Source organism: Bradyrhizobium sp. USDA 241, assembly GCF_049739505.1.
Taxonomy (GTDB): domain Bacteria; phylum Pseudomonadota; class Alphaproteobacteria; order Rhizobiales; family Xanthobacteraceae; genus Bradyrhizobium; species Bradyrhizobium liaoningense.
Genome location: NZ_JBMGPZ010000004.1, coordinates 1,165,715 through 1,178,357, shown reverse-complemented (window position 1 = coordinate 1,178,357; position 12,643 = coordinate 1,165,715). Strand labels below are relative to the sequence as shown.

Genomic DNA, 12,643 nt, shown 5'->3' with positions numbered 1-12,643 from the left:
TTGCGCCGCAACGCGCAGGGCGCCCGGTCTGATATGGCCGGGCTTCCTTTTTGGGCGGAAAGCGCCCCGTTTCCAGTCTTCCAGCGTTGTTTCGAGAAGAGGTCCCGGTCCGACCGGCGAGATCGCGCTTAACCCATTGTTCGACCGCAAAGAAGCTCACTCATGAATCTTCGTAACGTCGCCATCATCGCCCACGTCGACCACGGCAAGACGACCCTCGTCGACAAGCTCCTCCAGCAGTCCGGCACGTTCCGCGAAAACCAGAAGGTGACGGATCGCGCCATGGACTCCAACGACCTGGAGCGCGAGCGCGGCATCACCATCCTGGCCAAGGCCGCCTCGGTGCAGTGGAAGGACACCCGCATCAACATCGTCGACACGCCCGGCCACGCCGATTTTGGCGGCGAGGTCGAGCGCATCCTCAACATGGTGGACGGCGCCCTGGTGCTGGTCGACGCCGCCGAAGGCCCGCTGCCGCAGACCAAGTTCGTGGTCTCCAAGGCGCTCAAGGTCGGTCTCAAGCCGATCGTCGTCATCAACAAGGTCGACCGTCCCGACGCGCGCCCGACCGAGGTCATCAACGAGGTGTTCGACCTGTTCGCCGCGCTGGACGCCAGCGAGGAGCAGCTCGACTTCCCGATCCTGTACGGGTCGGCCAAGCAGGGCTGGATGGCGGACAGCCCGGAGGGTCCGAAGGACAAGGGCATGGAGCCGCTGTTCGACCTGATCCTGCGCCACGTCGCGGCGCCCAAGGTCGAGGAAGGTCCGTTCCGGATGATCGGCACCATTCTGGAGGCCAACCCCTATCTCGGCCGCATCATCACCGGCCGTATCTCGTCGGGCGTGCTGAAGCCGAACCAGCAGGTCAAGGTGCTGAATGCCGAGGGCAAGCTGGTCGAGTCCGGGCGTATCACCAAGATCCTGGCGTTCCGCGGCCTCGAGCGCACGCCGCTCGATGAAGCCGAAGCCGGCGACATCGTTGCCATTGCCGGCCTGACCAAGGGCACTGTCGCCGATACCTTCTGCGATCCGACCGTCGACGTGCCGCTGCCGGCGCAGCCGATCGATCCGCCGACCGTGTCGATGTCGTTCATCGTCAACAACTCCCCGCTCGCCGGCACCGAAGGCGACAAGGTGACGAGCCGCATGATCCGCGACCGCCTGTTGCGCGAAGCCGAGGGCAACGTCGCGCTGCGTGTGGTCGAAGCTGCCGACAAGGACGCGATGGAAGTCTCGGGTCGCGGCGAATTGCAGCTCGCGATCCTGATCGAGACCATGCGCCGCGAGGGCTTCGAGCTCTCGGTGTCGCGCCCGCGCGTCGTGTTCCAGAAGGACGAGGCCACCGGCTCCACCATGGAGCCGATCGAGGAGGTCGTGATCGACGTCGACGAGGAGCATTCCGGCGTCGTCGTGCAGAAGATGAGCGAGCGCAAGGCCGAGCTGATCGAGATGAAGCCGTCCGGCGGCAACCGCCTGCGTCTGGTGTTCTACGCGCCGACCCGCGGCCTGATCGGCTATCAGGGCGAGCTGCTCACCGATACCCGCGGCACCGCGATCATGAACCGCCTGTTCCACGGCTACGCGCCGTACAAGGGCGAGATCCAGGGTCGCCGCAACGGCGTCCTGATCTCCAACGACCAGGGCGAGGCGGTGGCATACGCCATGTTCAAGCTGGAAGACCGCGGCCCGATGATGATCGAGCCGGGCTGGAAGGTCTACAAAGGCATGATCGTCGGCGAGCACACCCGCGACAACGATCTCGAGATCAACGTGCTCAAGGGCAAGCAGCTCACCAACATCCGCACGACCTCGAAGGACGAAGCGGTGCGCCTGACCCCGCCGATCCGCATGACGCTGGGAAAAGGCCCTCGCCTACATCGAGGACGACGAGCTCGTCGAGGTGACCCCGAAGTCGATCCGCCTGCGCAAGAAGCACCTCGACCCGAACGAGCGCAAGCGCGCGGAAAAGGCCAAGGAAGCGGTGGCGTAACTGGGCGAATTGGGATTGGCGAGTAGCGAATAGGGGGAAACCCCGCGCAGCATCTCTGCTATAACGCTACTCACCATTCGCTACTCGCCATTCGCCATGTCCTTTCCCTCCTCCGTCGACGTCGCGATCATCGGTGCCGGTGCCGCCGGCCTTGGCGCGGCGCATGCGCTGCGAGGCTGCGGCCTCTCCGTGATCGTGCTGGAGGCCCGTGACCGGCTCGGCGGCCGGGCCTGGACCGTGCAGGCCTCGCCCGAGGTGACGTTCGACGTCGGCTGCGGCTGGCTTCACTCCGCGGACAAGAACTCCTTCGTGCCGATCGCGCGACAGCTCGGTTTCGAGCTCAACAAGGACCTGCCGCCCTGGCGCGAGCGCGCCTTCGGCAACGCTTTCCCGCAAGCCGAGCGCGACGATTTCATGCGCGCGATGGACGCGTTCTATGAGCGCCTGTGGGAAGCCGCGCAAAAGGGCAGGGACGAACCCGCGAGCCTGAGCCTCGAGGCCGGCAATCGCTGGAATCCCATGATCGACGCGATCTCGACCTACATCAACGGCTGCGAACTCAAGGACATGTCCACGCTGGACTGGGACGCCTATGAGGACACTGGCCTCAACTGGCGCGTCCGCCGCGGCTATGGCGCGCTGGTTGCAACGTATGGGGCACCCTGCCCGGTGGCGCTGAACTGCAACGTTGCGCTGATCGACCACTCCGACAAGCGCCTACGCCTAGAGACGTCGCAGGGCACGCTGACCGCGGCCAAGGCGATCGTCACCGTGCCGACCAATCTGATCGCCGAGGAGGCGATCCGCTTCTCGCCGCAGCTCCCCGCCAAGGTCGAGGCCGCCGCCGGCCTGCCGCTGGGCGTCGACGACAAGGTGACGCTGGCGCTCGATGACGCCGAAGCCTTTCCGAAGGAGGCCAATCTGCGTGGCGCCACCATGCGGACCGACATGGGCACCTACCACATCCGCCCGTTCGGCCAGCCCTGCATCGAGGGCTTCTTCGGCGGCAGCTTTGCGCGCGAGCTGGAAGAGGCCGGCGACGGCGCCATCGCCGCGCAGAGCATCGACGAGATCGCCGGCTTCCTCGGCAACGACATCCGCCGCAAGCTGAGGCCGCTGTACGAGTCGCGCTGGGCGCATGATCCGCTTGCACGAGGGTCTTACTCGCACGCGCTGCCGGGGCATGCGGGAGATCGCGCCGTGCTGGCTGCCCCGGTGGATGGGCGGCTGTTCTTTGCGGGGGAAGCGACGTCGCCGACCTTCTTCACGACGGCACATGGCGCAAGGGACAGTGGAGAGCGGGCGGCGAAGGAAGTGCTGGCGGCTTTGGGCAAGCCGTAACCGCACACGCCGTCATTGCGAGCTACTCGATCACCCGCGCCTTCAAATCGGCATCAGGCACGAAGCAGACATCGTACTTGCCGAAGATGCGATAGCGATTGCGCGCAACCAGGCTGTAGATCGGGTCCCGCACCGACTTTGGCACGGCAAACAATACGCGCACCCAGCTCCATCCCGGCAGCTGCGATAGCACCGTCAGCGCGGCATCTGACTTCATAAAGATCTCGCCGCCGTGGACGACCGCGTTGGTGTCGGGATCATCCGGATCGATGCCGAACGTGCACGCAAGCCGAGCCCCATAATCCGACTGGATCGGCGTGAACCGGAACCGTTTCGCCGTGTCGCGCCTGGCGACGAAGCGGACCCAGCGCGAGCAGAAAATGCAGACGCCGTCGAACAGAATCACGTCATCGTCGGGCCACTTGCTCATCAGCGATTATCCAAGATGAGAAGCGCGACGAGCATAAGCACGATTGCCGGTCCCGTCTTCACCAGCGCGCCGAGCGGCTCGATCCAGAGATCGGGAGTGAGGATCGCCGCGCCAACCATGTAGCCGAGCGAGGCGACGATGCCCGCGACCAGCCCGATCGCCGCGGTCCGACGGAAGGCGATCAATACGCCGATGCCCATGTCCATCAGGCTGGTGCCGATGGTGATGGGGTCGACGAGCGCGGGCGGGAAGCTATGCGCGCTCAGAATGCCGGCGGCGGCGCGGTAGGACACGAACAGGGCGATGAAGCCCGAGACGATCCAGAATGCGACCAGGCTCGCGAAGACCAGCGCCTTGACCAGAAACAGCCGTGCGAACCATTTATCCTGGATGGTGGCGGGATGACGTCCGACCGCATCCGCCGGCCTCTTCGGCGCGATGCCCGTCGCGGCGATCCACGCCGTGGGATCACCTCGCACGCCGCGGCGCAGCTCGGCGACGGCCGTGGAACGCATCGGCGGCATCCAGCCGAGGTGATTGGCGAGATCACCGATTTTCGCGCCGAGATCGAGCATGAAGCGCGGCATCGCGAAACGCGGCCAGCCGGCCGTGCCGAACGCGACGCGAAACGGCTCGATGACCCCGGCCATCGTGACCGGTTCCGCCTGCATCAGGTCCCAACTCACCGCCTTCACGGCGGCATCGTCGATGTCGCGTGCGGCGAGCCAGGCGATGGTCGCCGAAATGTCCTCGACCGCGACGGGTTGGAATGGCGTTGCCATTTCCTTTGCCGGCAAATCGACCGGGAAGGCGGCAAGCGCGCGGAGCATGGCGCTGCCGCCATAGGCTGCCGGCGCGACCACGAAGCCGGGCCGCAGGGTGGCATGGGGAATGCCGGAGGCCACGATCAGGCGCTCGGCCTCACGCTTTGTCGTGGCGAAGACGGTGCGATCCGTCTCAGCGGCGCCGGGGATCGAGATATGCACCAGCCGGATCGCGCGGCCGCTGCCGCCGATCGCCTGAAGCAGGCGCGCGACGAAATCGCGATGCACCGCGCTCGTGCTGCTGCCGGGACCGTCCTGGAGCACGCCAAGGCAGTTCACCACGATATCGACGGCATGCTCGCTGAGGAGACGCGTCAGCGCGGCCGCTTCGAGCGAGAGGATCGGCAGCTCGATGTCCAGCGCGCTCATTGTCTGGGCCGGCGACAGGCTGCGCGCCACGCCGATGACGCGAAAGCCCCGCGTGCGCAGATCGTCGGTGACGAAGCGGCCGATCAGGCCGGAGGCGCCGAGCACCAGGATGGTTCGCTGATTCATCGCTGCACTCAGAACCCCGCGGGTCACTTCAAATTCCTCCGGGTGTGGTCAGTCAAATTCCTCCACCCGCGAGGCAGGACAAGGGACTGTTAGTTTGAGTTTGTTTCCCGGGCAAGAGCTTCAGCGGCTTCTTTGAGCCGATAGCTGCGTCCGTCGAACTCAAGCAGATGGCAATGATGCATAAGGCGATCGAGGATCGTCGTGCTCATAGTGTTGTCCCCAAGGTATGCCCCCCAATCCTGCACGACGCGATTGGAGGTGACGATGACGCTGCGGCGCAGTTTGTAACGCTGATGGATCAGGGTCTGCAGCAAAGTGCCGGCGTCGTCGGGGATGGCGCGTGCGAGGAATAGATCGTCCAGCACGAGGAGATCGCAGTCGATGATGGTTCGCAGCCGGACCTCGCGTTGTGCCGGAGAGTTCAGGGCGTAGCGGTGGAAGAAGTCGTCGGTCTCAAGATACTGGACCTTGTGGCTTTGCAGGATCGCCTGATAGGCAATCGCCTTGGCGATGTGCGACTTCCCGGTGCCAGGTTTGCCAACAAGCAGAGCGTTCTCGCCAGCGGCAATGAACGCCAGGGTGTGGAGCTGGAAGCAGGTCTGACGTGGCAGTTTGGGATTGAAGGACCAGTCGAACTCGGCGAGCGTCAGCTTTTCGTCGAGCCCGGATTGCTGGTATCGCCGCTCGATAAGACGGGACTGACGACGGTCCAGTTCATCCTGCAGGATAAGGGAGAAGGTCTCGAGGAAGGGCTGGTTGGCGCCCTGCGCCTGGAGCACGCGCGTCTGCAGCGTGTCGCGGACACCCGACAGGCGCAGCTGTCGTAGGCAACGCTCAATTTCCGGCATGGTCATCATGTGGCTAGGTCTCCAGTTTAAGGTGAGAAGGTGCAGCGGGAGCGCTCGTGGCGCCGGAGTTGGCCGGGGTTGCGCAGGCGACACGAGCGCGGATTGCCGTGGCGTGATCGTCGTGAGCCTCGGCCTGCCGACCATTGTCGTCGGCGTCGCGCCGCACAGCGCGGCTGAAGAGGTCGCCGTATTCCGCGGGGGTACGGATCAGCGGATGATCCTGGGTGAGCGGCGATGCCGGCTGTGGCGTCACTCCAACCTGCTCGATCGCCTGTTCGAACAACCGCTCGACGGTCGCACGCACGTGCTTGTAGCGGTAGATGCGGTTGTCGATGGCGTGCGCGCAGGCCTGCTCGACCAGCCGCGCCGGATACTTCCGGCCCAGCCCGACAATGCCCCACATCGCGCGCTGTCCGGGGCGCCCTTCGGTGTCGAACACCTGCTGGCACAAGGCCCTGGTCTGCGGTCCGATGCGCTCGGCGCTCGCCAGCAGCACGGCGGTTTGCCGCGACGGGTTGAACGGCCGTTCGCTGGTCGGCAGGACGACAGAACCGGGGTGCGCCATCCGGGAATGAACACGCAGCAGCGCACGGGTGTGGCGATCACGGATCTCGATCGTGGTGGTGTAGATGCGCACGACGACCTGGCTGCCGATCGGCGCGGGCCGCGCGGCGTAATAGCTGTTGTCGACGCGTACGGTGGTGTCGTCGCAGACAGTCCGGACGACTTCGGTGAAGATGCGGAAGGGAGCGACAGGCAGCGGCCGCAGGTGCGGCTTCTCTTCCTGGAACATCGCCTCGACCTGACGGCGCGTGCTGCCGTGGATGCGTTTGGAAGCCCAGTTCTCCTCCCAGTGCCTCAAGAACTCGTTTTGCGCCTCCAGCGTCTCGAAGCGCCGTCCGGCCAGCGCAGTGCCCTGGGTATGTTGAATCGCATTCTCGACGCATCCTTTCCGATTTGGATCGGCCACGCGCGCGGGATCGGCGACCACGGCGTAATGAGCCAGCATCGCGCTGTAAATCGGGTTGAGCTGGGGCTCGTACAAATCCGGCTTGAGGACGCCTTCCTTCAGGTTGTCGAGCACGACATAGCTGGGGACCCCGCCAAAATACCGGAACGCCTCTTCGTGGAGCTGCGCCCAGACTTGTTGGCTGGACTTCCAGACTACCCGCCGGAAGCTGCGCCGCGAGTAGCGTAGCGTCATCACGAACAGGCGGGGACGACGGTACCGCCCGCTCTTCGGATCAACCGTCGGCGCGCCCTCGCCATAGTCGACCTGAGCTTCCTCGCCGGGGAGGAACTCAAGACGATCAAACTGCTCAGGATCAGCGTGCCGCAACCGGCGCACAAACCGCTTGACACTCTGGTAGCTGGACGGAAAGCCAAATTGATCAACCAGGTCCTGGTAAATCGCCTGCGCGTTCCGCTTCAGCCGGACCTGTTCTTCGATCCACGTCCGATGCGCTTCGCAAGCCGAACGGGCCAGGCTGCTGGTGACCGTCGCTTCCGATGTCCCAAAAGCCGGTGGTCGGGGTGGAGGAATTTGGCCGTCCGCGCTCACCGAGCCGGTGGTCACTTCCCCGGGGGAATTTGCCTCCGCACCGGCCCGCAGCGCCTGATAACGCCGGATCGTCTTGCGATCGACACCCGTCAGCCGGTGAATCTCGCGCTGGCTGGTGTTGCGATCAAGTAATGTAAGTACGGTGCTTTGCAGATGTCGCTTCAAGACGTTCAACTCCCCGGCCCCTTGCTGGCTAAAGGGGTCGAACATAAACGTCCTGCCTGACCGGCTACTGCTGTTCAGCGGCGCTGACGGCGATCATCAGGTGGGGGAGTTTCAAGTGACCATACCCGGGGGATTTTGACCGACCCACGGGGCCTGATCGGCGCACTCGCCAGCGAAACGCATCGCCGCCTCGTCGTCGCGGCGCTGGTCGGCATCAGCCTCGCCTATGTCGTGATGTTCGCGATGGTGTTCGACTATTCGCGCTGGATCTCGAACTGGGCAGTCTGCATGTTCCTGATCCTGCACGCCGTGAAGATGCTGCCGGCCGCTCGGAAGACAGAGCTGATCCCGGCGGAGGATCGCAAGACCAACATCTTCGGCTTGATACTCACGCTGATCCCACGCGTCGGAATTGTTCGGCCGTTTTAGTCTAAAGCTCTGCTTGGGCCGCATCGAAGGTGTGCTCCCTCCCCCGCCTGCGCGGGAGGGTTGGGGAGAGGGTATTTCCGCAACGGCATTCCCCAAGAGGAGAGAACCCTCACCCGCGCCTTCGGCGCGACCTTCTCCCGCAAGCGGGAGAGGTGTAGAGCCACTAACCTCTCGCCCGCCTGATCCGCACATACAGCGCGCCCTCGCCGCCGTGGCCGATATGCGCGGTCTCGAAGCCGACGACGAAGGCGCGGAATTCGGGCAGGCTGAGCCATTCCGGCACCTGACGGCGGAGCACACCACTTTCGCCCCCGCTGCGGCCCTTGCCGGTGATGACGAGCACGAAGGTCAGGCCATCCTGATGGGCGCGGTGCAGGAAGCCGGTCAGCGCGCGATGGGCGCGCGTCTGGGTCATGCCGTGCAGATCGAGCCGCGCCTCGATCTCGCTGCGGCCACGCGAGAGCTTCGTCCGCTCGCGCTTGCCAAGCGGCGCCAGGGGCGGAATGGACGGCTTCGTCACGCGCGGCGACGGCGCGGCCGCGACGGGCCGCGGCGATGACGCGGGTTGCATGGCAGTCACTACCGGTGACGACTCTGGGCGCGGTGCGGCATGCGCCTTTGGCACGCGGGGCTTTCTCAGCGGCTTGACCTGCCTCGAAACGAGGTCCCACAGCTCGCGCTCCTCATCGCTCAGCGCACGGCGGCGCGGCGAGGGGCGAGGCTCCAGCACGGGCGGACGGGACGATCGTTTCATTGCTGCCGATGAGGGCGATTCTTCACCGGACGACGCGGCTCAGAGCCAGCGTCGATCGCGGGACGCGGCATCGGTAGCGGAACGGGACCGGCGATGGCAACCGTTTCGTTCTTGTCAGCAGGCGTTGCCGCCTTGGCCGGGACGGTCTGCGGAAACAGCTTTGCGATCTTCTCCGAAGGCCTGGGATCCGGTATCGGCAATTTCGCGGCGCGCGGGCCGGGATCGAGGCTCTTCGGCACCAGCATCACGAAACGCATGGGATGGCGCAGCCGCCCGGAGACACGGCCGGCCTCCTGGCCGGCGCCGAAAAACAGATCGGCGCGTGCGGGGCCGATGATGGCCGAACCGGTGTCCTGCGCGATCATCAGCCGGTGAAACGGCGTCTTGGCGCGTTCGGACTCGATCGGCAGCTCGCCCTCGATGAAGAACGGCGTGCCGTAGACATGCAGCGATTTGTCGACCGCGATCGAGCGGCCGGCGGTCAGCGGAATGCCTTGCGCGCCCACCGCCTCGTCCTTGTCGGAGAGGTTGACCTCGCGGAAGAAGATGTAGGCACGATTCGCGCGGCGCAGCTCCTTGGCGCCGTCGGGATTCTGCGCCATCCACTCCCTGATCTTCTGCATCGACATCTCCTCTTTCGGGATGATGCCGCGCTCGATCAGGATGCGGCCGACGGCCGTGTAGGGATAGCCGTTATAGGCGTCGTAATTGAGCCGAACCGAGCTGCCGTCTTCGAACTTGATCCGGGCCGAGCCCTGGATCTGGGCGAACAGAAGATCGGTCGGATCCTTGAGCCAGGCGATCTCCAGCCCGCGGCCGGCGATCTTGCCGTCCTCGATCTCGCCGCGGTCGTAATAGGGCACCAGCTTGCGGCGGCCGATCTTGCGATAGACCGGGCCCTTGTTGGGCAGGCTGACCGAATCCTGCTTGTAGCCGCGCACGAACAGATTCGAGGGACGGCGATAGACCGGCACGTTGTAGAGATCGGTTTGTGTGCGCGACCCCTCCAGCACCGGCTCGTAATAGCCGGTGACGAAACCGTCGGGCTCGCCGAGGCGCGAGATTCGCAACGGCGTGAAGTTCTCCTCGAAGAAGGTCTTCGCCTTGGCATCGTCGGCGAGATCGAGCGTCTTGGCAGCGCGGCAAGGCTCGCTCAGCGAGGCGCCCAAGGCCTTGGGTTCGGCCGCGCCGTTCTGCGCATTGATCGGCCGGCAGCTGGCGCGGAACGTCTTGTAGGCGGCGAGATGGTCGTCGTCTTCCCAACCCTTCACGTCCGCCCAGGCCAGCGGCAGATATTGCGCGCCGGGAATTTCGAACGGCAGGGGGAGCTGCGGATAGGGCAAGGCCCGCGGCGGGGCGGCAGGCAATTGCCGGGCGTGATGATGATGGCTGCGATGGTGGCGCCGCGCCGCCTCGGCACCGAGCGAAAATGACGAGAGCACGACGGCACACGCGCAAAGCGCCGTCGCGCTGTTCTTCAGAAAGACCTTAGTTCGCGCTTCCGGTGCCAACCAGCTTCCAGTTCGGATCGCGAGAGGAGGTGTCGCGGGCGAAAGTCCAGATGTCGGTGATGTCGGCGACCGTGTCGGCGCTGCCGTCGACGATGTTGCCGGCCTTGTCACGGGTGGTCGAGATCATCTGCGAAACGAAGCGCACGGTGAGCTGGGCAGTGCGATCGCGCTGCTCGGCGCCGACGAGCTCGGCCTTGTCGATCGAGACGAAACGCGTCTCGGTCTTCTGCTCGTTCTTCTCGCGTTCTTTGATCGCGGCATCGAAACTGTCATAGACGTCCGACGACAACAGGTCGCGCAGCGCGCGGCGGTCGCCATTGGCGAAGGCCAGCACGATCATCTCGTAGGCGCCGCGGGCGCCCGAGATGAAATGACGCGGGTCGAACGTGGAATCCTTCTCGACGATGGCATCGAGGCCCTGTGCCAGCGCAGTGCCGGGCTCGGCCAGCCCCTTCCAGCGATCGGAGGGCGGGGTCGGCTCGGCCGTCGGCGCGAGCGGGGCCTGGTCGATCACCTTGCCCGGCACGGTCACGACGTTGTTGTCCTGGGCACCTCCCAGCGCATTGCGGGCCGCGGTGCGATCGAACGGCGGCCGCTCGTTGCCCGTGCGCTGCCCCAGCACGCTACGCAGTCTCAAAAAGATGAAGACTGCCAGCGCCAGGAATATGATGGTGTAGATGTCCACGTCGTATTCGCTTTCTGGTCTTTTCAGGGGTCGTTGCCGGGAAAATCAATCCGGCCAGTAGACCGTTCCCCACGGAAACGGCAAGTCCACATCACCATTTTGGGTCCGCGTCAGGTCCGTGGCATGTAGGCACGAAATCTTGCCGGGCCAATGGCGCCTTTTGGCACAGCACCAAGTGTAGCGCGTTTTAGGCTTAAGGGGAAACCCGATCCTGCCGGGAAATCACGCATCTTCAATCATTTAAGGCGCAATTTCGCGGAAAAGGCAGGATGACCCTCCAAACGGCGGGCGCGGCCCGATTCCGCGATCCGGGGCCGTTCGTCCTTGTGGAACGAGGCGGCCCTATGTTAGCCAACCGCCGCGAAATTCAGCCCTAATCGGGTAAGGAGAGACTTTCATGACCAACGGTAACGGCACCCCTCCCGAGGCGGCCCAGGCTCCCCAGCTCAACGTGCTGGCCCAATATACCAAGGACCTCTCGTTCGAAAATCCCAACGCGCCGGGCTCGCTCCAGCAGCAGAGCCAGCCGCCGCAGATCAACATCCAGATCAACGTCAACGCCAACAATCTCAGCGAACAGGAGTTCGAGGTGACGTTGTCGGTCGAGGGCAAGGCCGAGACCGCAGGCAAGGTGATGTTCTCGTTCGAGCTCGCCTATGCCGGCGTGTTCCGTATCGTCAACGTGCCCAAGGAGAACCTGCATCCGCTGGTCATGATCGAGTGCCCGCGCCTGTTGTTCCCGTTTGCCCGCGAGATCATCGCGACCGCCGTGCGTGACGGCGGGTTCCCGCCCCTGATGCTGGATCCGGTCGACTTCGTCGGTCTCTACCGCCAGAACATGGAGCGGCAAATGGCCGCTCAGGGTCAAGCCGGTCAGGCCTGACCGACCGCCACGGCGGCTGGAGCGGGCAGGTACTCGTTCCAGATCGCCTTGTCGCCGAGTGTCGCGATGAAGGCCCGATGGGCCTCGCGCTCGGCCTCCGAAATCCGCGGCGCCAGCGGCACCAGGCGCTGCCGCCGCGGCGCATCGCCGGCCGCATTGACGCGGATCTCCTGGGTGTCCGAAGCCAGCAGCAGCTGCGACTGTCGCGCCCCGACCAGATCGACATAGACTTCGGCCAGCAGCTCGGCGTCCAGCAGCGCGCCGTGCTTGGTGCGGCGTGAATTGTCGATCGCATAGCGCGAGCAGAGATCGTCGAGCCGGTTGGACACGCCGGGATGCTTGCGGCGCGCCAGCAGCAGCGTATCCACCAGCCGCTCGCGCGGGATCGCGGCGCGCTTGATGCGGTCAAGCTCGGCATTGATGAAGCCGATGTCGAATGAGGCGTTGTGGATCACCAGCGGGGCGTCGCCGATGAACTCCAGAAACTCGTCGGCGACCTCGTGGAACAACGGTTTCGTCGCCAGGAATTCGGACGACAATCCGTGCACCGCGAACGCTTCCGCCGGCATGTCCCGTTCAGGGTTGATGTAGACGTGAAAGGTCTGTCCCGTCGGCATGCGGTTGAGGATCTCGACGCAGCCGATTTCGACGAGTCGATCGCCGCGGAGCGGATCGAGGCCGGTCGTTTCGGTGTCGAGGACGATTTCGCGCATGTCTTGGTCGCCGT

10 protein-coding genes and 2 pseudogenes are annotated in these 12,643 nt (G+C 64.9%); 4 read left to right on the top strand and 8 right to left on the bottom strand.

Annotated elements, in window-relative coordinates:
• Positions 1–162: 162 nt before the first annotated feature.
• Together typA and ABIF91_RS15350 are read left to right on the top strand one after the other, a co-directional pair.
• Positions 163–1,990 (top strand): annotated as a pseudogene (typA, locus tag ABIF91_RS15355) (translational GTPase TypA).
• A 96-nt stretch (positions 1,991–2,086) separates the two neighbouring features.
• Entirely contained in the window at positions 2,087–3,331 is a 1,245-nt protein-coding gene (locus ABIF91_RS15350; RefSeq protein ID WP_035671644.1) for a flavin monoamine oxidase family protein, read from the top strand.
• Positions 3,332–3,353: 22 nt separating this feature from the next.
• On the opposite strand, the gene ABIF91_RS15345 is transcribed toward ABIF91_RS15350, so the two are convergent.
• The 4 genes from ABIF91_RS15345 to istA all read right to left on the bottom strand — a co-directional run bounded on the left by ABIF91_RS15345 (position 3,354) and on the right by istA (position 7,699).
• Positions 3,354–3,761: a thiol-disulfide oxidoreductase DCC family protein gene (locus ABIF91_RS15345; RefSeq protein WP_028180015.1), complete on the bottom strand. Its 408-nt coding sequence runs from the start codon at positions 3,759–3,761 to the stop codon at positions 3,354–3,356.
• Positions 3,761–5,080 (bottom strand): SDR family oxidoreductase, encoded by a 1,320-nt coding sequence (locus ABIF91_RS15340; RefSeq protein ID WP_424579228.1) that lies wholly within the window; start codon positions 5,078–5,080, stop codon positions 3,761–3,763. Before ABIF91_RS15340 ends, ABIF91_RS15345 begins: the two co-directional genes overlap by 1 nt.
• A gap of 89 nt (positions 5,081–5,169) precedes the next feature.
• Positions 5,170–5,937, bottom strand: coding sequence for an IS21-like element IS1631 family helper ATPase IstB (gene istB / locus ABIF91_RS15335; RefSeq protein WP_038952109.1), 768 nt, complete (start codon positions 5,935–5,937; stop codon positions 5,170–5,172).
• 4 nt (positions 5,938–5,941) lie between these two features.
• On the bottom strand, positions 5,942–7,699 hold the full coding sequence (gene istA, locus ABIF91_RS15330; RefSeq protein ID WP_100214066.1) for an IS21-like element IS1631 family transposase: 1,758 nt from the start codon (positions 7,697–7,699) through the stop codon (positions 5,942–5,944).
• A 108-nt stretch (positions 7,700–7,807) separates the two neighbouring features.
• Between istA and ABIF91_RS15325 the strand changes: the two are divergent.
• A pseudogene (locus ABIF91_RS15325) lies at positions 7,808–8,083 on the top strand (hypothetical protein); the annotation flags it as partial.
• Positions 8,084–8,246: 163 nt separating this feature from the next.
• Here the strand turns inward: ABIF91_RS15325 and ABIF91_RS15320 are convergent.
• The 3 genes from ABIF91_RS15320 to ABIF91_RS15310 are packed head-to-tail and all read right to left on the bottom strand — an operon-like array spanning position 8,247 to position 11,033.
• Positions 8,247–8,837 carry a Smr/MutS family protein gene (locus ABIF91_RS15320; protein WP_424579227.1) on the bottom strand — a complete coding sequence of 197 codons (591 nt, stop codon included), beginning with the start codon at positions 8,835–8,837 and terminating at the stop codon, positions 8,247–8,249.
• Entirely contained in the window at positions 8,834–10,348 is a 1,515-nt protein-coding gene (locus tag ABIF91_RS15315) for a murein transglycosylase A (RefSeq protein ID WP_028181893.1), read from the bottom strand. The genes ABIF91_RS15320 and ABIF91_RS15315 overlap by 4 nt, the downstream gene beginning before the upstream one ends.
• Entirely contained in the window at positions 10,326–11,033 is a 708-nt protein-coding gene (locus ABIF91_RS15310; protein ID WP_028181894.1) for a Tim44/TimA family putative adaptor protein, read from the bottom strand. The genes ABIF91_RS15315 and ABIF91_RS15310 overlap by 23 nt, the downstream gene beginning before the upstream one ends.
• Before the next feature lie 397 nt (positions 11,034–11,430).
• On the opposite strand from ABIF91_RS15310, the gene secB reads away from it, so the two are divergent.
• Positions 11,431–11,916, top strand: coding sequence for a protein-export chaperone SecB (secB, locus tag ABIF91_RS15305; protein WP_028181895.1), 486 nt, complete (start codon positions 11,431–11,433; stop codon positions 11,914–11,916).
• Here secB and dnaQ read toward each other — a convergent pair.
• Entirely contained in the window at positions 11,907–12,629 is a 723-nt protein-coding gene (dnaQ, locus tag ABIF91_RS15300) for a DNA polymerase III subunit epsilon (RefSeq protein ID WP_028181896.1), read from the bottom strand. The two genes, secB and dnaQ, sit on opposite strands and share 10 nt — an antisense overlap.
• Between the last annotated feature and the right edge of the window lie 14 nt (positions 12,630–12,643).